This window comes from Proteus sp. PR00224, from assembly GCF_016238105.1.
GTDB lineage: Bacteria > Pseudomonadota > Gammaproteobacteria > Enterobacterales > Enterobacteriaceae > Proteus.
The window spans coordinates 457,695-479,796 of sequence record NZ_JAEHQU010000002.1; the positions used below are offsets into that span (position 1 = coordinate 457,695).

Consider the following 22,102-nt stretch of genomic DNA (forward strand, 5'->3'; position numbering starts at 1 on the left):
TTTTATCAAAACTATGATTTTAAATATTTGTTTAAAAGCAAATCAGTCACATCTGAGGAGGAAATAGATTCACCACATAAAACTTTCATCATAATTTCTTTGCCTAATGATGCTAAAGAAAACAGCATATCAGGACGTAATCGGCTGATCTTATCTCTATTTTCATCTTGATTAATAATGGTGATCAATTTGGCATCAACATTAGAACATTCTTGGATAGTCAGCAAAATAAAGGTATTTTCTGCATCACTTTCAGATAAAGTAACAACCCAACTTGCTTTCGCAATATTGGCAGATAGCAATGTTTTAAGATTAGTTGGATCACCTTCAATAATATTGGCTTGCGCGTCATAAGAGGCTTTACTTTTATCGGTACAAATCGCAATGACAGGTTTCCCTTGTTCTCTTAACCCTTTTTCTAATTGAGAAGCTAATGCCGATGAACCAATAATAATAAAATGATTATGCATTTTAGCGATCCTTTTCTTAACAATATCGCGAGTACCGCGCGCAAGAAATCCCATGACATACACAATGGAAGTAGTAAAAACAGTTATTCCCAAGATAACAACAGTGAGAGTAAAAATACGTGCATTCGTGCTAATTGGCACAATATCGCCAAACCCTAGTGTTGTCATGCAGACAATAGAAAAATAGAACGCATCCATCAATGTTGTAATATGTGGCTTAAATTCATCACCAATATAAAGACTTCCCAACATTGAGAATAACAGCAAAGAAAAGATACAGATAAAAGCCACAAAACCAGCACTGGTTAAACTATGATGCGGAAATGCGCGCCAACTGATTAATAACCCAATCGCTAAAATAAAAGAAAAATAAGCCTGAATGCCAATTTGCTGATAAACCGCAACATCAAGAAAAACAATGGTAGCTAATAAAATCAAGGAAACACACCACGCGATCCTCGCCCCTAGATACATAAATATTGAGAGCAAGATTAACGCACAAGCCAACATCACCTTTGGTATATCGAGGAGTTTTAATACCCCTAATGATTTAAGCCATGCAGAAAACCCGTGTATTTCCCAATCCAGATAAATACCACGAGACAGCAAAATGGAGTAAATGATCAAAATACCATTCAAGATAAGTAATAAAGACATCATTTTTCTCGTCACTTTAGATGTCTCTATTACATGTAGTATTACAGATAGTTTCATATTAGGTATTGTGAATATTCCACTAGTTATTTAAAGGGATATTATCTAATCCTTGAAATTTAAAAGGCTCTGCGGGTTTGAAATGACGGGTTGCATTAGCAGAATAGATGATTGATTGCTCCTCACCTAATGGTAATGTCATCACTTTCCCACTCTCTTTTGAAAAATCGATTTCCTTTAAATTAACCCAAAAGGTATTCGGTGATAATGCTGATTCGAAAAAATATAATTGGTTTTTATGATCAGCCACGGTTCTCCAGCGTGTGGATGAAATTTCTGGTGATTCAGCTGTACTTAATCCATAAGGTACAGATACATTTCTAATCACACCAAATACGCTAGCGAGAGATTTTTTACTCGATTGAGCTTTAGGAATGGCATTCACATAAAAAGAAGCTCGGGCAAAACGATCTGAAGCACGATTCGTCCCTGGTAACATCACGGTTCCACCGATTTGTTGCCAATAACTATTCAACGCTAATTGTTCTGAAAAAATAGGAGAATTCGTCATCACTTGATACTCTTTACTGTGATGAATCACTTGTTTACCATTTATATATTCAATAATGGCGCTATCTCCCGTTGCATCTGAAAGCGAAAGATGCAGTGTTGCCATTCTATCTTGTCCAGGAACTTTATCCGTCAATACAATAAAAGGCTCACTCTCTAATGCATTCACGGCTTCTTCAACTGAAGCAAAATTATCTAACACATACTGCGCCCAAGCTGAAATTGACAATGCGGGTTTATCTTTGGAATATGTTGGATAATCAGATTCCGCCAACCACAATAAATTAGCCACCAAGCCTTTTTCATTCATCCCATCTGTGGTTGAGATATCGTAACCTGATGCGATAACGCTACCATATTTAGATACCCACTTAATCGAATTATCGCCTGCCTCTCCTGATCGCTGCATACCTTGCGGAAATATCCATAAATTCGTTCCTATATCATATTTCCAATCCATTGAGCGAGCCGTAATAATTTGGTTATTATCACCTAAGTAAACAACTCGAGTGCAGGCATCCACCTCTGTAATACCCTCCATTAAAAATCCAGATACAAGTAGAGTACCTAAAAAAGTATGACGTAATTTTCTCATCATTGGTTCTTTTCCTGTGAAATAAATGATTAGATTAGGAGAATATTTTCTTCGTATTTCTCTTTTTGCTCTTCCTTAAAATAGATAAAATCGCTAATTAATTTCGATTAATTAAGTACAAAACAAGAACAATTTCCTAAGTATAAGACAATTAATCTTATTTACACATAAAAAAACCGATGCCTTAATGCATCGGTTTATAAATCATCTAGATTGTTTTGAGTACAATAACTCAATGAAAAAGCCAGTAATTACGCTTTTTTCACACCTTCAACAGAGATAATTAATTCTGCTTCTTGTGCTTTTGGTCCTAAGTCTGATTTAAAATTAAACTCTTTCAGATTAACTTTACCTGTTGCTTCAAAACCAGCACGGTAACCTTTCCAAGGATCAGTACCTTCGCCAATTAATTTAGCATTTAATGAAACAGGTTTAGTCACACCATTTAATGTTAAATTACCTGTTACTACATAGTTTTCGCCATCACGAGTAACTTGGGTTGAGACGAATCGAGCTTCAGGATATTTGCTTGCATTAAAGAAATCAGCGCTACGTAAGTGCTTATCACGTTCTGCGTGATTAGTGTCTAAGCTTCCTGTTTTAATCACAACATCAACTTTGTCTTTTGATGGATCTTCTTTATCGTAACTAAATGTACCATCGAAATCTTTAAAAGTGCCATATAACCAGCTATAGCCTAAATGTTGGATACGGAACTGTACAAATGCGTGTTGGCCTTGTTTATCAATAGCATAATCTGCTGCTAAAGCAGTACTTGCATTTAATAACAACGCACCTGCTGTTAAACCTAATAAAGCTTTCTTAAACATTGTTATCTCCATAATTTCATTTTATAAGTTTAATTATTTAGTCCGCATTCCTAGTATGCGTTTTAACGTGACATCTTTATCAATAAAGTGATGTTTTAAAGCACCAGCAGCATGTAATAGCGATAACAAAACCACTGCCCAGGCTAAATAAAGATGAATATCGCCCGCTAAATCCGCTTGTTCGGCTTCTCCTGTAAAAATGGCAGGCACAGAAAACCAATCAAATACAGATATAGCTTGTCCATCAGCGGTCGAAATTAAATAACCACTAATCAGAATAGAAAATAAGATTAAATATAAAAGCATATGTGCAATATGAGCACTAATGCGTGTCAATTTACTGTAACTTGATAAAGCTTTAGGAGGCGGAGAGATCCAACGCCATATCACACGCACGATCAAAATAATAAATAAAAGAATACCAATGCTCTTATGTATTTCAGGTGCAGAATGATACCAGCTATCATAATACCCTAGCGTCACCATCCACAGCCCTAAAGCAAACATACCATAGACAGTAAGCGCCACCCCCCAGTGTAAAAGGAGTGACAAGTGCCCATAGCAAGACGCATTATTTCGCCATTGCATAATAAAAATCCAATAGTTTCTAATTCATTAAAATAATGTTATCTAGTTTAGTGTATTGAGGATAATTTGTTAGTCCATAATTCAACAAATAATTTGCTTATCATTATCAATAATAATCAATAAGTAATAAGCTCTTATTAGTCACTCTGTTGATTATCTAATCAATGACATTGTTGGATCAGTTTTTTTCAAAATAAGATAGGTATATTGGCAGGTGTTTATATACATAATCAAAAACATAAAAATAGGAATAAAAAATAATAAGCAAAATAATATCAATACAACAATTGTCTAACTATAAAAACAATTGTATCTTTCACTTATCCTAAATTAGAACTTATTAAGCAAAATACAATAATAATTAGAGGAACCGTAAAAAAAACGGACAACCAGCGCATTTCGCGTACAACACCAAAAATAATACCAACAATACAAATAAAAAATATAACTGGCATCATTTCTGAGTAATGATCATGGCAATAGTGCATTAATAAATTAATCCACGAGTGATCGTTTTGCATATAAAAACTTCAACCAATGAAAATAAATTTTAATTAAGATAGTGATAAATTACTATCATTAACAAATAAAACAAGCGTCGTATTATAAATATCAATCATCGCGCACAAAGATATTAAAACACTTAACATTTCAAATAGAGATAACATTGATAATAAAAAATAACAATCTAAGCTAAATTTTCAAAAAAATAAAACAAACAAGGTCAAATAAAATAAAATCTTTCTAATGAAGCCAATATCATTATTAACATCACATTAGTTAATTTGAAATAATAATTTCATTTAAATTCAAATAAAGAAAATTAATTTCGCAAGGTTATAATAAAATTAATAAAGAATAAATAAAATAGAGTTTTAAACATCGAATAATTACCTTTAGGTCATTAATTTACTTGAAATTAACTCTATATTTCATTTTAATTACTATTAGCTAAAAACATTCAAATGCCACGCAAAAAACACTACAATTACAATAGTATTTTTATTGAGGGCACTATGTCTACTGCAACAAATCTGAATGAACTACAGGAACAAGTTCGCTCCCGCTATAATGGATTAAGTAAAAGGCTACAGCAGGTTGCACATTATCTACTTGATAATAAAAACAGTGTGGCATTTGATACAATTGCGATCCTTGCAGATAAAGCAAATGTTCCTCCATCGACATTAATTCGTTTTGCCAACGCATTTCATTTCAATGGCTTCAATGAAATGAAACAATTATTTCAAAATCACTTGATGAATGAAATGGTAAATGAAAATGAAAATTTAACTTATAAACAAAAATATAAAGAGGAGCCTCCTAATCTGAATGAGCCAGCCTATATTTTGCAAGAATTTGCACAAGCAAATAGCCATTCATTGCAACAATTGGCAAATCAGACTCACAGAGAAATGTTAAATAAAACATTACAATTACTCGAACACGCTGACACAATTTATATTTGTGGCTTTCATCACTCATTCAGTGCTGCAAGCTATTTTTTTCATGCTCTCTCGCATATCCCTTGTGAGACTGTTTTTGTCAACAGCCTAGGCGGGATGTACAAAGAGCAATTAAGAAATATTACACATCGTGATGTGCTCTTTGGTATTCATTTCCATCCGTATTCAGATGAAATGCAAAAAATGTGTGAAATGGCAACTTACAAAGAAGCAAAACAGATTATTGTTACTGATAGTCCAATTAGCCCATTAGCGAGTTTAAGCGATGTTTGTTTAACTGTTAAAGAAGCTCAAATAAAAACCTTTCGTTCTCAAACTTCAACAATGTGTCTGCTACAAGCAATCTCTGTCGCTTTTGCTTTTAGAAAAAAACATTAATAACTTTTTTATCCTAAACTGCATCTTAAGTAAGATGCAGTTTTTTATAAAATAAATTTTTTTAAATACTATTTAATGAACTATAACTATTGATCAAATATTAAATAGCTTAGTATTTTATTTAAAACTATTTTTAAGAGTAAATACAGAATGTTTTATTTGTGATGAGAAAAGTAATCATTTAGCATTAATTCATACCACTAAAGATCATTAAAGGATTAAATTAAATGTTATTTAAAAAATTATTTTTAATTGTTTTCTTATTTCCAAATTTCTCCTATTCAAACACAAACTTAATCAAAGAAAATAAAAAAGATCCAATAATCATTAATATCCCTAGTATTTCATTAGGCGATAAAAGTAATGCATCAGGTAACGGTTCAATTGCAATAGGAACAAATAGCCAAGCTAAAAATACACACTCAGTTGCTATTGGCGCTAATTCATTAGCAACGGAAGAAAATACAGTCTCATTTGGAAACATTGAAAATAAACACACTTCTCGATTAGTTAATATCAGTGAAGGAAAAAATAATACTGATGCCGTTAACTTTGCTCAAGCTAAAAAGTTGGTTGATAAAAATAAAATAGCAACAAACAACACCATTAATCAGCTAAAGAGAACGGTCAGTACAGATATCAGTAATCTCAAAACCCATATTAATGATTTTGATAATTATTATAAAAAAAGACAGGCTGAAATCACAGATTCAATTGCAAATTTAGACAAAGAAATTATCGCGTTAGAAAAAAAAGTATTTGCTGGCATAGCTTCATCAGTTGCAATGACTAGCATTCCTTATCTTGCTCATCACACTTTAAGTGGCGGAATTGGTATTAGTAATTATCGGACAGGAACAGCATTTGCTGGAGGTGTACAATATAAACCAAATAACGATATTGCATTTCGATTAAACTCATCCATTAATAGTGAAAAAGAAATTATTATTGGCGGTGGATTAGCTTATGGTTGGTAAACAATTTTCTCTTCTATAATCAGATTATTAAAAAATAACTTTATAATTAAAGCAGTAATAATTTAAGTAATATTACTGCTTCTTTATAAAAAAGAATTTCAATTGACAATAAATAAATCATCTAAAGAAAAATTGATAAGTTTAACTTTAGTATTTCTAACATATTTTTTGTAATATACATTATTTTTTATATACTAGGATTATAAGCCAGAGCAAAAAGGAATAAAAAATGAATTATATATTTCAAAAAATGACCGCTAAAGATATAAGTGCAGTAGCACTATTATTACAGGCAAATTCTGAATCTCAACAAGGTGGATTATATGGTGAATATCCTCTAAATAAAGTTGAGGCGATGTATCAAAATAGCACTAACGCCATTGTTGCACTTTACCAGGAAAATATCATTGCTGTTGTTTTTAGCTTTCCTGTTACCTCTTTTTCGATCCCTCCAATTGCTCAAGCTATTAACCAATACTTTCCAGAAATAACACAAAACAATTGGTTTTACGGCCCCGTTTGTATTGATAAATCGCACCGAGGAAAGTCACTATTAAAAAATCTCTACCAACAGATCTGTTCTTTACATGGCGGGCACCCTATCGCATTTGTTAATAGCGAAAATATTCGGTCACTAAAAGCACACCAAAAATTGGGCATGGAGGTCGTTAAAAACTTTGAGTTTAAAGGCACATCATGGTGGATCATTAAAGGACAATGAAAACAAACGAAAGAAAAATGCTTACACTTTCTGTTATCCTATTTACCAGCTAAAAATGGAGGCTTTTAGATATTTTTGCTACCATCATCACAAAACAAATAATATCTATATAAATCAATACAATAAATAAAACAATAAAAAATTAATCTATTCTTAACAATATTCCAACTCCTATTTTAGCTGTCAAATTGCTTACAATTTGACATCATTCTGTGATCTCCCTTTCAATTCTTGATCTTTCGTTAACTTACTTTTTGATCTTATACAAAAGTATAAATAAGATAAAAGACACCAATTCGAAAGTAAACGTAAAATAGGAGGAAGCAATGACTGTTTCCCGCAGAACTTTTATCAAAGGACTCGCAGCCAGCGGTGCGGCAATGTCTGTTTCTACCCCTGTTCTTGCTAATTCAGGGAGCTCTACGCCTAACAAACCAACGCGCCCAGAAAACGCACCTAATTTATTAATTGTTTTTCCTGATGAAATGCGTGCTCACGCTCTGCAGTTTATGGGGGAAGATCCTTCAATTACACCTAATCTTAATAAATTTGCGAAGCAAGCCAAAGTAATGACACAAATGGCATCAAACTATCCTTTGTGTTCTCCTTTTCGCGGCATGTTTATGACAGGACAATATCCTGTACGCAATGGCATTACAGGTAATGCTCATGATTACGGTGGAAAAGTGGGTATTGATTTATCGCCTTATGCAAAATGTTGGTCGGATGTTTTAAAATCTCTCGATTACAGCACAGGCTATATTGGTAAATGGCACCTTGACGCACCTTACGAACCGTTTATTAAAAGTTACAACAATCCAATGGAAGGTCGTTATTGGAATGAATGGGCAGCACCAGATAGACGTCATGGTTTTGATTTTTGGTATTCTTATGGCACTTATGATTTACATTTAAAACCAATGTATTGGGCAAACGATACCCCTCGTGATAAGCCAATTTACATTGATCAATGGGGACCTGAACATGAAGCTGATATGGCAATCAAGTTCCTCAAAAATGAAAATAATCAATTTAGAGATAATTCAAAACCATTTGCATTAGTGGTTTCAATGAACCCTCCTCATTCACCTTATGATCAAGTACCGAAGAAATACCTCGATGCTTATCAAGGTAAGACGTCAAAAGAGCTAAATACACGCCCTAATGTACAGTGGGATACTGAATATCAAGAAGGCTATGGACCTCAATATTTCAAAGAATATATGGCAATGGTCAACGGTGTTGATGAGCAATTTGGTCGCATCGTAGATGAATTAGAAAAACAAGGTCTTGCAGATAATACTCTTGTTGTTTTCTTCTCTGATCATGGCAGTTGCTTAGGGGCAAATGGACAAGCAACAAAAAATAATCCTTATGAAGAATCTATGCGTGTTCCTATGATGTTTCGTTTACCGGGTAAAATTAAACCAGGCACTGACGATGCATTAATGTCAGCACCTGATATTTACCCAACTATCTTAGGGCTACTTGGTTTATCGGAATGGATCCCTGATTCCGTAGAAGGTACTAATCTTGCAGATAGGGTAGTCACAGGCAAAGGCGACACAGCAAATTCTCAGCTTTATCTCTTTATTCCTTATGGTGAACCTTCATTCGGTAAACGAGGTGTCAGAACCAAAACTCATACTTTGGTTATAGATAGACAAGATGGACAACCATTAAAATATACTTTATATGACAATGTGAACGATCCATATCAAATGAAAAATGTTGCCAAAGATAATATGCCTTTAATTGAGAAGTTAATTAAAGAAGAATTAACCCCTTGGTTGGAAAAAACAGGAGATTCTTGGCGCGCCACTGAATTTATTACGGCTACAACTAATAAATTAAATAAAACAATATCAACATGTAAAGAGAAATAATAAAAATATCTGCGCCATAATATTATGGCGCTATATATAAACCCAATTCGCTGATATAAAAACCCTTTTAATAAAACAAAGGGAAAGATGTCCTACACCTAAAAATTGACACAAATAAAAGCGAATAAAGAATTGGATATATACCATGAACAAACTTCGTATTGCTCTTTTTTTACCTCTTCTTGGCTTAGGTTTAACTTCTTTTCATTCTCAAGCAGCTAATGTCAACGCCATGTTTTCGTGGGAAACAGCAGATTACGATACACCAAATAACTATGCTGGTTATCGTGTAGATTTTAATATTAATCCAGATAAGTCTAACTGGTATTTCGATGTTGGTTTTCGTCAACGTGAGCATGATAATAAAAACCGTTATCAGCGTTATGATTTACAGGGTAGCTATCGTTTTAAATTAAATAATGGTTGGATCCAACCTGGTTTAAAAGTACGTCAAGATCTCACTAACTATGATAATGGAAGTCGATTAACTATTGATTTCTATGAATCAAAAACCAATTACCAATTTCCAATCAATAAAAATTGGGTTTTAACGGGTAGCGTTTTATTTGGCTTACAAAAGAAAGAAGATAAACGCAGTAATGGTGTCACAAACACGGATTACTTAGGATGGGAAATTGAACCTGGCCTACGCTATTTTGTCACTCCTAATATTAATACAACCGTTGCTTATTTTGATGGTGGTAAGCAAGCTATTCGACACGAAGAATATGACACAAAAGAAACAAACCACAATCAGCAATTACGTATGTATGTTAACTGGACAACGCCAATAGGATTAATTGTTTCTCCATCAATGCGTAAATCTATTTTTGGAAAAATAGAAGATAGAACAAATAAAGGTGTTTATGTCGAAAAAGATATGACCCGTTATACCCTACAAATGGCTTATCAAATATCACCTCAATGGCGAGTCATGACGGAATATTATAATGAACGAGTTGAAAATAAAAATGATGGTAGTAAATCAACTCAGGATTATTTCAAAGTTTCATTCCGAGCAACATTCTAATAATTAAAATCATATAATTGTTCATGGAGTTATATTGTGAAAAATAAAAAATTGTTATTTTTGAGCGCTGCTATTTTATCAGCTATTTATGGTTCTGCGTGGGCTGCTGATTGTGATCCTAATTTAAATATCTGTGAAACCGTTAATGTTAATAATGGCAATAATGCTCAAATAGATAAAGATGTCACAGTTTCACAAGGTGATGGCGTTGTATTTAATGGTTCATCAACAGAATATAAAGCTCAAGCAATCACAAAAAATATTACCGTAACGGGTGATGGAGCCAGTGCAATCAAAATAAATCAGGGTGCCTCTTTTAGCAGTAATATTAATTTAAATGGTGCTAACGTCACCAGTGAAAATGGTACAGCAATACTTGTTGAAGGCAATTTTCCAAAACGAGGTACTGGTGTTTATATTAGAGACGGCGCCATTATTCGAGGAAAAACAGCGGCTATTGACTTTAGAACACTGAATACAGGTTTTAGAAGTGATGTAAATGGTGAGATCCACGGTGATATTCTAGGAAATGGTCACGTTGACACTAAAATAAACTTTGCTTATCAAGGTGGTGCTCAAAATGCTTTATTTGATGGATACAAAATCACAGGTGTTCCATTAATTGAAAATCATGGCAATTTAACTATCCAAGGAAAAGATAGAACAATTCATTGGGAAGGTAATTTCATGAATAAGGAAAATAGTCAGCTTATTTTCCGCCTTGATGATAATACCAATACTGATGACGCTATTCTCCATGTTGATGGTGATGTCACCTTTAAAAAAGGTAGCCAAGCCAAATTAGATTTTAAAGGAACCAGTGTCGATAATATCATTAACAAAGATATCGTATTAATTTCTTCAAATTCCGCCATTAAAGACGAAGCTGGTATCACCGTTACTGATGCTAATGCCATTGCACCTGATGTTTCTCCTTTATTAGAAAAAACAGATTCATGGTTAGAAACCACACCGCCGAATATTAGTGGTGGCGTTAGTGGCAATCAGTTAGTTGCACGTTATGGTATTAGTTATGAAGGCGGCAATAATTTTATTAGTGCAGCAGAACGTGGCAATGTAAGTGAAAATGGATTAGCTGCAGCAAACTTTGTTATTCCAACCGTATTAAATGAATTTAATAATACGCGTAACCAAATTTCAGATGAAGCACTGAGTTTATTAGTCGCCGCAGGAAATGACGATAATAATATTGCCGCATTATCGAATGATTTAGCCCCTATCGCTGATGGTAGTGATATTCAAGCGGGATTAATCATGGTTGAAGATATGCGCAATAATATTGCTCATCGCTATTTACGCTATGATAACCAATTACCTATTGAAGAAAGAGAAGCTGGCTGGAATAGCTGGGCTAATATGCTGTACGGTTACGGTACACAAAGTAATCAAGGTGGCATTAACGGTTACAACACTTACCGCACAGGTATTCAAATCGGTACTGATTACGAAATTAATCAAGATGCTCTTATCGGCGTTTCTTTGGCTTATAACTACGCCAAAGCTGACGCGAAACAACGTAACGCAAGTAAAGAAATTAACCATTTTGAATTTATGCCTTACACCGGTTGGTATAGTGACACATTATTCCTAAACGGTAATTTAAATATTGGTTATTACACTGTCGATAGCGAGCGAGATATCGGCGGCAATACCGGATGGCAAGGAAATACCAAAGCAAAAGGTGATTATTCTGGTGTGCAATTAGGTTATCAGATTAATGCAGGAACCTATTTTGATTTTGATTTCATCCATATTAAACCAATGCTGACTTACCAATATCAATGGCTAAATATTGATTCGTGGGAAGAAACAGGTTCGGCATTATCAATGCGTACTTATGGTCAACGCTACGCAGTTAATCAATTAGGGGGATCTGTTGCTTTATGGAATAGCTATCAAACCTCTTATGGCAAATTAACACCATCACTTAATCTCCGTTATTTCAAAGATATTGCGGGGGAAAATAATATTAATCAACGCCACAGCCTCACTTATTTTAATACTGGAGGAAGCACTTTTGATATTAAAGGAAATGCCGTTGGCGGTGACATTATTAGTGCAGAATTAGGTGCCAATCTCGATATTACCAACACGCTAAATTTAGGCACAACGATGGGATATCAGCGTTATGACAAATTCAATGAAGGGCGCATTGGTTTTACTGTTAGCCAGCGTTTCTAAGGAGAATAAATATGCCGATATTTCGCTTTACTGCACTTGCCATGACGTTGGGGCTATTATCAGCCCCTTATAATGCAATGGCAGCAACAAACAATCCTGCATTTGATCCTAATAATCTGATGCAGTCTGAAATATATCATTTTGCCCAAAATAATCCGTTAGCTGATTTCACAACAGATAAAAACTCAACACTGACGTTATCTGATAAGCGTAGCATTATGGGAAGCCAATCCCTTTTGTGGAAATGGAAAGGTGGAAGTAGCTTTACTTTGCATAAAAAGCTGATTGTACCGACAGACAAAGAAGCCTCTAAAGCATGGGGACGTGCATCTACACCTGTTTTATCATTTTGGCTTTATAATGAAAAACCCATTGATGGCTATCTCACTGTTGATTTTGGTGAAAAACTCAACACCAACAGCGAAGCGCAAGCGGGCTTTAAAGTAAAACTGAATTTTACGGGTTGGCGCGCAGTGGGTATTTCACTAAATAACGACCTTGAAAACCGTGAAATGACATTAAATCCCATGAATACCTCGTCAGATGGCTCTCAAGATAGCGTCGGTCGTGCTTTGGGTGCAAATGTTGACAGTATACGATTTAAAGCCCCGTCTAATGTGGGGCAAGGCGAAATATATATCGATCGTATTATGTTTTCTATCGATGATGCTCGCTATCAATGGTCTGATTATCAAATAAAAACACGCTTATCAGAGCCAGAAATTCAATTTCACACCGTACAGCCTCAATTACCTGTAACACCTGAAAATTTAGCGGCAATTGACCTTATTCGCCAACGTCTTATTAATGAATTTGTGGGTGGCGAAAAAGAAACAAATCTCGCGTTAGAAGAAAATATCAGCAAGTTAAAAAGTGATTTTGATGCACTTAACATTCACACTTTAGCGGATGGTGGAATACAAGGGCGACATCTGATCACGGATAAACAAACCATTATTTATCAGCCAGAAAACCTTAATTCTCAAGATAAGTCGCTTTTTGATAATTACGTTATTTTAGGTAATTACACGACATTAATGTTTAATATCAGCCGTGCTTATGTTCTTGAAAAAGATCCGACACAAAAAGCCCAGTTAAAACAGATGTACTTATTAATGACAAAGCATTTATTAGATCAAGGCTTTGTTAAAGGGAGTGCATTAGTCACAACTCATCACTGGGGATATAGCTCTCGTTGGTGGTATATATCTACATTATTAATGTCTGATGCCCTAAAAGAAGCCAATCTACAAACTCAAGTTTATGATTCATTACTGTGGTATTCACGAGAGTTTAAAAGTAGTTTTGATATGAAGGTAGGAGCAAACAGTTCAGATTTAGACTATTTCAACACCTTATCTCGTCAGCACTTGGCTTTATTATTGCTAGAGCCTGATGATCAAAAGCGCATTAACTTAGTTAATACTTTCAGTCATTACATTACTGGTGCATTAACTCAAGTACCGCCAGGCGGTAAAGATGGTTTACGTCCTGATGGTACAGCATGGCGACATGAAGGTAACTATCCGGGTTACTCTTTTCCTGCTTTTAAAAATGCCTCTCAGCTTATTTATTTACTGCGTAGTACACCTTTTGCTGTTGGTGAAAGTGGTTGGAATAACCTGAAAAAAGCCATGGTTTCGGCATGGATCTACAGTAATCCTGAAGTAGGATTACCTTTAGCTGGGCGGCACCCGTTTAATTCACCGTCATTAAAATCGGTTGCTCAAGGCTATTACTGGCTTGCAATGTCTGCAAAACCATCACCTGATAAAACGCTCGCTTCTATTTATCTTGCCATTAGTGATAAAACGCAAAGTGAATCGAGCGCTATTTTTGGTGAAAATATTGCACCAGCAGCACTTCCTCAAGGATTCTATGCCTTTAATGGTGGTGCCTTTGGTATTCATCGTTGGCAAGATAAAATGGTGACACTAAAAGCGTATAACACCAATGTTTGGTCATCTGAAATTTATAACAAAGATAACCGCTATGGTCGTTATCAAAGCCATGGTGTAGCCCAGATAGTCAGTAATGGCTCACAGCTTTTACAAGGCTATCAACAAGAAGGTTGGGATTGGAATAGAATGCCAGGAGCAACCACTATTCATCTTCCTCTTAAAGAGTTAGATAGCCCTAAACCTCATACGTTAATGCAACGTGGAGAGCGTGGATTTAGTGGAACATCTGCCCTTGATGGTAAATATGGCATGATGGCATTTGATCTTATTTATCCTGCTAATCTTGAGCGTTTTGATCCTAACTTTACGGCTAAAAAAACTGTATTAGCGGCGGATAACCATTTAATTTTTGTCGGTAGCAATATTAATAGCAGCGATAAAAATAAAAATGTTGAAACAACGTTATTCCAACATGCCATTACACCAACATTAAATACCATCTGGATTAATGGGCAAAAAGTTGACAGTTTCCCTTATCAAACCACGCTAAAACAAGGTGATTGGATCATCGATAGCAACGGTAATGGCTATTTAATTACCCAAGCAGAAAAAGTGAATGTCAGTCGCCAACACCAGACCTCGGCTGAAAATAAAAATCGCCAACCAACAGAAGGGAACTTCAGTTCAGCGTGGATTGATCACAGCGTTCAACCTAAAGATTCCAGCTATGAGTATATGGTCTTTTTAGATGCGACTCCTGAAAAAATGAGAGAAATGGCAGAGAAGTTCCATGAAAATAATGAGTTATATCAGGTTCTTCGTAAAGATAAAGATGTTCATATTATTTACGATAAACTCAGCAATGTGACGGGATATGCCTTTTATCAATCTGCATCAATTGAAGATAAATGGATCAAAAAGGTTGATAAACCCGCGATTGTAATGACTCATCATCAAGGAAATACACTTACTGTCAGTGCCGTTACACCAGATTTAAATATGACACGGCAGAAAGCCGCAACACCTGTCACAATTAATGTCACCGTTAATGGAAAATGGCAGTCTGTGGATAAAGATGGTGAGGTAAAACATCGCGTTTCTGGTGAGAATACCGAACTCACTTTCACCAGTTATTTTGGTATTCCACAAGAAATTAAACTCTCACCTCTCCCTTGATTTAACCTTTAAAGGAACGCATTCGCGTTCCTTTTTTATTTGCAGGAAATCTGATTATGCTAATAAAACATCCTTTAGCCCATGCTATTACACTAAGTTTCTGCTTATCCTTACCCGCACAAGCATTACCTTCTCTTTCTCATGAACCTTTTGGTGATCTTTACCTCTTTGAAGGTGAAATACCAAATACATTAGTCACTTCAAATAGCAATCAATTATCGTTAAGTAAAGAACATGCCAAAGATGGCGTTCAATCACTCAAGTGGCAATATCAACCACAAGCAACATTAACACTTAATAATCAAGTAAATTATCAGGATGATAAAGATACCGCGACACCACTCACGTTTATGATGTGGATTTACAATGAAAAACCACAATCATCGCCTCTCACATTACAATTCAAACAAAATGATCAAGTGGCATTAAGTTTTGATACTCAACTTAATTTCACAGGATGGCGCGGTATTGCAGTTCCCTTTCGTGATATGAAAGGCACTGCAACAGGAAAATTGGATCAATTAGTCATTACGGCACCAAATCAAGCTGGAACTCTCTTTTTCGACCAAATTATTATGAGTGTACCGTTAGACAATCGCTGGGCAGTTCCTGATGATAATGTGCCTTATGTTAATAATGCAGTAAATACCATGGTCAGTAAAAACTGGAGTGCTTTACTGATGTACGATCAGATGTTTAAAGTGCATTATCCAACTCTAAATTTCGATACTGAGTTTCATGATGATCAAGCTGAAATGGCATCAATTTATCAGCGTTTTGAGTATTATCAGGGAATTAACAGCGATAAAAAAATCACCTCAGATATGCTAGATAAAAATTTAACACTCTGGGAAAAATTAGAATTAACACAACACGCTGATGGATCAATAACAGGAAAAGCACTAGATCACCCCAACCGGCAAAACTTTATGAAAGTTGAAGGCGTATTTAGTGAAGAGACGAAAAAAGCATTACTTGATGCCAATATGCTAAGAGATGTAGGTAAAACGCTTCTTCAAACTGCTATTTACTTGCGTAGTAATTCCTTATCAGTAGCCGATAGAAAAAAATTAGAAGATCTTTATTTATTAGGAACTCGTTACGTTCTTGAGCAAGGTTTTACACGAGGTAGTGGTTATCAAATTATTACTCATGTTGGATATCAAACCAGAGAGCTTTTTGATGCATGGTTTATTGGTCGTCATATTCTGGCAAAAAATCATCTTTTAGCGCCAACGCAACAGGCAATGATGTGGTACAACGCCACAGGCCGAATTTTTGAAAAAGACGATGAGATCGTTGATGCAAACGTTGATATTCTCAACACACAATTACAGTGGATGATAAAAAGCTTACTGATGTTGCCAGATTATCAACAACGCCAACAAGCCTTAGCGCAACTGCAAAACTGGCTAAATAAAACCATACTAAGTTCAAAAGGTGTTGCAGGTGGTTTCAAGCCTGATGGTTCTATTTTTCACCACTCGCAGCATTATCCAGCGTATGCGAAAGATGCTTTTGGTGGTTTAGCTCCTAGTGTTTATGCGCTAAGTGATTCCCCTTTCCGTCTTTCATCTTCAGCCCATGAGCGTTTAAAAGATGTGTTATTAAAAATGCGCATCTACACTAAAGAGACACAAATTCCCGTGGTATTAAGTGGCCGCCATCCTACTGGATTACATAAAATAGGGATCGCACCATTTAAATGGATGGCATTAGCCGGTACACCTGATGGCAAACAAAAATTAGATACCACATTGGCTGCGGCCTATGCAAAATTAGATAACAAAGACAGTTTTGAAGGTATTAAAGCTGAAAATGAACCCACTGGCGCATGGGCGATGAACTATGCTTCGATGGCGATACAGCGTAGAGCCTCTATTCAAGCCCCCCAACAAAGCTGGCTTGCTATCGCTCGCGGATTTAGTCGTTATCTTGTTGGTAATGAAAGTTATGAAAATAACAATCGTTATGGGCGCTACTTACAGTATGGTCAATTGGAAATCATACCCGCAAACTTAGCACAATCAGGATTTAGCCATGCAGGATGGGATTGGAACCGATATCCGGGTACCACGACAATTCATCTTCCTTATGATGAACTTGAAGCAAAATTAAACCAATTACCGAGTGCAGGTATTGAAGAAATGTTGCTTTCAACAGAAAGCTATTCTGGTGCAAATACATTAAATAATAACAGTATGTTTGCCATGAAATTACATGGTCACAGCAAATATCAACAACAAAGCTTAAGAGCTAATAAATCCTATTTCTTATTTGATAATAGGGTTATTGCATTAGGATCGGGCATTGAAAATACGGACAAACAACATAAAACAGAAACCACACTGTTCCAATTTGCTGTTCCTAAATTACAATCTGTAATAATTAATGGCAAAGAAGTGAATCAATTAGGTACTCAATTAACTTTAAATAATGCAGATACTTTAATTGATCCTGCGGGTAACTTATATAAGCTCGCTAAAGGTCAAACTGTAGAGTTTAGTTATCAAAAACAACATTCACTCGATGATAGAAATTCAAAATCAACAGAACAACTATTTGCAACAGCCGTGATCTCTCATGGTAACGCACCTAGTGATGCGACTTATGAGTATGCGATAGCGATTGAGTCACAAGATAATAAAGCGCCTGAATACACTGTATTGCAACATAATAATCAATTGCATGCGGTAAAAGATAAAATCACCCAAGAAGAAGGGTATGCTTTTTTTGAAGCGACACAATTAAAATCACCTCAAGCAATATTATTATCGAGTGATGCACCTACTATGGTGATGGCTAAAGCACAAAACCAACAGTTAACATTGAGTATTGTTAATCCTGATTTAAATTTATATCAAGGCATTGAAGCTGACCAAATTGATAATAATGGAAATCAAGTCGAAGTCAGTGTTTATTCTCGTAAATGGCTAACGGCCGACTCTAAACCAATAAGCAGCACAGTTACCGTAAAAGGCGTGTGGAAATTAGCAACATCTCAATCAGGTGTTATTATTAAACATCAGAATGATAATACGCTTATTACTACTACGACAATACAAGCAACACCTATTGTAATTAGTTTAGTTAAGTAAATACTTTAATATTTCAATTAAAACCCTTCGATATAAAAATACCGAGGGGTTTATTATATTAGCGAATCAATTATTTATTTAAAATAACAAAAACAAATCGAATAATTTATTATTGATAATAAATGTGTTGTGCCTACTGATTATTTTTTTATTCTCTGCGCGGGTGCTTGGATCAATCTGGTTCAAGCATTTTATAAAGGCCAGAAAGAGAAAAGCCCCGATTATGTTATTTAACATTAACCGAGGCGGACTCAAACCCAACAATTTGATTCTGCCTCCATTTTTATCGGAGCGCAAGAGGAAATGAAGAAATATTCTTTAATCGGACTAATGATCGTCACGATGATAATATCGAGTAACGTATTATTAGAGAATACACTTTTTGTTTATTCATACCCAATAATGGATATTTAATGATTCAGGTTAATATATCTTTTATTTTATATTAATCTTGTGGGGGAGCGTTCCCCCACAATTTCCTTTTCCATTATTGTGTGTTCATCTAAGCACCCTAATTTACAATAAGAGGTAACAGATTGCTGTTACCTCTTATTTTATTAATTACACCCGTTAACGAATCAATTATTTATTTAAAATAACAAAAACAAATCGAATAATTTATTATTGATAATAAATGTGTTGTCTCAAATAAATATCTTGCTATTCTCTGCGCGGGTGCTTGGATCAATCTGGTTCAAGCATTTTGCAAGCACCAGAAAGAGAAAAGCCCCGATTATGTTATTTAACATTAACCGAGGCGGACTCAAAAACACACAATTTGATTCTGCCTCCATTTTTATCGGAGTGCAAGAGGAAATGAAGAAATATTCTTTAATCGGGCTAATGATCGTCACGATGATAATACCCAGTAACGTATTATTGGAGAGTACACTTTTTGTTTATTCATACCCAATAATGGATATTTAATGATTCAGGTTAATATATCTTTTAGTTTATATTAATCTTGTGGGGGAGCATTCCCCCACAGTTTCCTTTTTCAATTATTGTGTTTTACTCTAAGCACCCTAATTTACAATAAGAGGTAACAAATTACTGTTACCTCTTATTTTATTAGTTACACCCGTTAGCAAATCAATTATTTATTTAAAATAACAAAAATAAATCGAATGATTTATTATTGATAATAAATGTGTTGTCTCAAATAAATATTTTGCTATTCTTTGCGCGGGTGCTTGGATCAATCTGGTTCAAGCATTTTGCAAGTACCAGAAAGAGAAAAGCCCCGGAAAATATATTTCATATTAACCGAGGCGGACTCAAACCCGAGAACTTGATTCTGCCTCCTTATAGAGGAACTGTCAAGAAAATGAACAAATATTCTCTTATTAGTATGATTGTTATTAGTGTAAATATCACTGTATTATTGATAACTTTATTCTATAACAATCCAATTGAGAATTTCACGATTAATAGTGAATATATAAATGTTCAGGTTAAGTTTATTAATAATAAACACTAACCTTGTGGGGGAGAAATCCCCCGCAGTTTTCGAATTAAGTTATTACGGTTTAATCTAAGCACCCTAATTTATAGTAAGAGGTAACAGATTACTGTTACCTCTTATTTTATTAAATTAAATATAAAAAAAAGCCGACCCCTATTTTTGGTCGGCATCCTAATAAGGAAAATATTACACGGAAGGCATAATAGAGCGTGTAAAAAAACGAAGCGTCAATATCAAGGGTCTAGCTATTTCACGAAAGTTTTAACACTTCACTCCCTGCTAATAAATAAGCACCAGCACCATAATCCATATTATGTTCAAACTTCACTTCACGAGGGTTAAATGCCGGAAGTTGAACCCAGCCTATCATGCCATTGTCATGAATACAGGTTTGTAATGCCGCCCATGCTCTATTTAATGCAGGAAAATAGACTTCTTTCTCTAATACTCCCTGATTAATTCCCCATGCTAGCCCATAACAAAATAGCGCTGTTGCTGAACTTTCAGGCGCAGGGAAATTATCAGGATCTAATAAACTGGTTCGCCAAAAACCATCTTCATGTTGATAATCTAGAATGGATGTCGCTAATTCTTTAAACAGTACAATATAGCGTTCACGACCATGATAATCATCAGGCATATATTGAAGAATACGAGGAACTGAAGCTAAAACCCAGCCAATACCACGGCTCCAAAATACTTTTTCACCGTTAGCTTCACGCATTTCATTTCCGTGACCATCAGGGATATAGCGATGATCACGGAAAATAAGCCCTGTTTCAGGATCACGTAAATGCTCAATCGCATCCCAATAAGCTGTGTGCATATAATCTAAATAACGTCGCTCACCCGTTATTTCTGATAATGCAGCAAACCCTGGAGGAGCCATAAAGAGCGCATCGCACCACCACCAATCTTCACGACCCGGCTTAGGATCATTAAGCATAATGTCGAATGCTTTAATGGTTGGCTCAATCACTTCAAGTTGCTCAAACAGCGGACTTATGGCGAGATAAGCTTGAGCACAGACATGATCATCCGCAAAACGTGCATTTGGTCCTGTTCGAAATCCTGTATGCAACGTGTAATTTAACACACCATTAAGATACTCTTCGTCTTGCGTTGCCTGCCATGCAGCACTTACGCAACTCCATAAAACACCGCGTTCCCAATCCGTATCCTTTATAAAACGAGTTTTACCACTACGGCGGCGAACACTGCGAACTTGATTAGCCGATTGGTAACGATACACTCGCTTCATATTTTGCAATACGATACCTTTTTGCAAAGCCTCTGTATTAGCGTGTTCCATCCTATTTCTCCATGAATTTAACGAGCTAACCAACCACCATCAACCGCAATTGTGTATCCATTAACATAATCACTGGCTTTAGAAGCTAAGAAAATAGCAGGTCCTGCAACGTCTTCTGGGGTTCCCCAACGTCCTGCAGGAATACGTTCTAAAATAGCTGCATTACGTGCATCATCAGCACGTAATGCAGCCGTATTATCTGTTGCCATATAGCCCGGAGCAATCGCATTAACGTTGATGTTGTATTGAGATAACTCGGTCGCTAATGCACGAGTTAATCCCATCACCGCAGATTTACTTGCTGTGTAAGAAGGTACACGAATACCACCTTGATAAGAGAGCATAGAGGCAATGTTAATTATCTTGCCACCCTCTCCTTGTTTCACAAATTGGCGGGCAACTTTTTGTGATAAGAAAAACAGTGTTTTCTGGTTAATATCAATAACATCATCCCAATCTTTTTCACTAAACTCCAAAAGATCTTCTCGACGAATAATGCCTGCATTATTGACCAGAATATCAAGACGGCCCATAACTGAAACCGCTTCATCTACCACAGCTTGTAATCCATCTTGTTTCATTAAATTTTGTGTAATGTAATGAAAACGACGACCCAATGCTTCGACTTGCTGACGCGTTTCGGGTGCATCTTGAATACCGACACCCACAATATCAGCCCCAGCTTGCGCTAAACCAACGGCCATACCTTGCCCTAGCCCTGTATTACAACCTGTGACAATGGCAACCTTGCCACTTAAATCAAATAAATTCATATCAGTAACC

14 protein-coding genes are annotated in these 22,102 nt (G+C 35.5%); 8 read left to right on the forward strand and 6 right to left on the reverse strand.

Annotated elements, in window-relative coordinates; genetic code table 11:
• Nucleotides 1-11: 11 nt before the first annotated feature.
• From JEP71_RS05385 to JEP71_RS05400, 4 genes are all read right to left on the reverse strand, one after another.
• Nucleotides 12-1,127: an NAD-binding protein gene (locus tag JEP71_RS05385; RefSeq protein WP_232797519.1), complete on the reverse strand. Its 1,116-nt coding sequence runs from the start codon at nucleotides 1,125-1,127 to the stop codon at nucleotides 12-14.
• A gap of 79 nt (nucleotides 1,128-1,206) precedes the next feature.
• On the reverse strand, nucleotides 1,207-2,292 hold the full coding sequence (locus JEP71_RS05390) for a linear amide C-N hydrolase (protein WP_198620910.1): 1,086 nt from the start codon (nucleotides 2,290-2,292) through the stop codon (nucleotides 1,207-1,209).
• Nucleotides 2,293-2,540: 248 nt separating this feature from the next.
• Nucleotides 2,541-3,119 carry a YceI family protein gene (locus JEP71_RS05395; RefSeq protein WP_109371210.1) on the reverse strand — a complete coding sequence of 193 codons (579 nt, stop codon included), beginning with the start codon at nucleotides 3,117-3,119 and terminating at the stop codon, nucleotides 2,541-2,543.
• A 33-nt stretch (nucleotides 3,120-3,152) separates the two neighbouring features.
• Nucleotides 3,153-3,707, reverse strand: a complete 555-nt coding sequence (locus tag JEP71_RS05400; RefSeq protein ID WP_198625874.1) for a cytochrome b — start codon at nucleotides 3,705-3,707, stop codon at nucleotides 3,153-3,155.
• A gap of 1,016 nt (nucleotides 3,708-4,723) precedes the next feature.
• On the opposite strand from JEP71_RS05400, the gene JEP71_RS05405 reads away from it, so the two are divergent.
• The 8 genes from JEP71_RS05405 to JEP71_RS05440 all read left to right on the forward strand — a co-directional run bounded on the left by JEP71_RS05405 (nucleotide 4,724) and on the right by JEP71_RS05440 (nucleotide 18,542).
• Nucleotides 4,724-5,551 carry a MurR/RpiR family transcriptional regulator gene (locus JEP71_RS05405; protein WP_069367652.1) on the forward strand — a complete coding sequence of 276 codons (828 nt, stop codon included), beginning with the start codon at nucleotides 4,724-4,726 and terminating at the stop codon, nucleotides 5,549-5,551.
• 227 nt (nucleotides 5,552-5,778) lie between these two features.
• Entirely contained in the window at nucleotides 5,779-6,528 is a 750-nt protein-coding gene (locus JEP71_RS05410; RefSeq protein ID WP_198620908.1) for a YadA-like family protein, read from the forward strand.
• A gap of 229 nt (nucleotides 6,529-6,757) precedes the next feature.
• Nucleotides 6,758-7,249 carry an N-acetyltransferase gene (locus tag JEP71_RS05415; RefSeq protein ID WP_198620907.1) on the forward strand — a complete coding sequence of 164 codons (492 nt, stop codon included), beginning with the start codon at nucleotides 6,758-6,760 and terminating at the stop codon, nucleotides 7,247-7,249.
• A 326-nt stretch (nucleotides 7,250-7,575) separates the two neighbouring features.
• Nucleotides 7,576-9,135 carry a sulfatase-like hydrolase/transferase gene (locus JEP71_RS05420; RefSeq protein ID WP_198620906.1) on the forward strand — a complete coding sequence of 520 codons (1,560 nt, stop codon included), beginning with the start codon at nucleotides 7,576-7,578 and terminating at the stop codon, nucleotides 9,133-9,135.
• Between the two features lie 145 nt (nucleotides 9,136-9,280).
• Complete coding sequence (locus tag JEP71_RS05425) at nucleotides 9,281-10,165, forward strand: OmpG porin family protein (RefSeq protein WP_198620905.1); 885 nt, start codon at nucleotides 9,281-9,283, stop codon at nucleotides 10,163-10,165.
• Between the two features lie 36 nt (nucleotides 10,166-10,201).
• Complete coding sequence (locus JEP71_RS05430; protein ID WP_198620904.1) at nucleotides 10,202-12,367, forward strand: autotransporter family protein; 2,166 nt, start codon at nucleotides 10,202-10,204, stop codon at nucleotides 12,365-12,367.
• A gap of 11 nt (nucleotides 12,368-12,378) precedes the next feature.
• Complete coding sequence (locus JEP71_RS05435; RefSeq protein ID WP_198625875.1) at nucleotides 12,379-15,444, forward strand: chondroitinase family polysaccharide lyase; 3,066 nt, start codon at nucleotides 12,379-12,381, stop codon at nucleotides 15,442-15,444.
• Between the two features lie 56 nt (nucleotides 15,445-15,500).
• The gene (locus tag JEP71_RS05440; RefSeq protein ID WP_198625876.1) at nucleotides 15,501-18,542 is read left to right on the forward strand and encodes a chondroitinase family polysaccharide lyase; all 3,042 of its coding nucleotides are present in this window, start codon (nucleotides 15,501-15,503) and stop codon (nucleotides 18,540-18,542) included.
• A 1,715-nt stretch (nucleotides 18,543-20,257) separates the two neighbouring features.
• On the opposite strand, the gene JEP71_RS05445 is transcribed toward JEP71_RS05440, so the two are convergent.
• Complete coding sequence (locus JEP71_RS05445) at nucleotides 20,258-21,319, reverse strand: glycoside hydrolase family 88/105 protein (protein ID WP_198620901.1); 1,062 nt, start codon at nucleotides 21,317-21,319, stop codon at nucleotides 20,258-20,260.
• A 17-nt stretch (nucleotides 21,320-21,336) separates the two neighbouring features.
• Entirely contained in the window at nucleotides 21,337-22,092 is a 756-nt protein-coding gene (kduD, locus tag JEP71_RS05450; RefSeq protein ID WP_109371232.1) for a 2-dehydro-3-deoxy-D-gluconate 5-dehydrogenase KduD, read from the reverse strand.
• Between the last annotated feature and the right edge of the window lie 10 nt (nucleotides 22,093-22,102).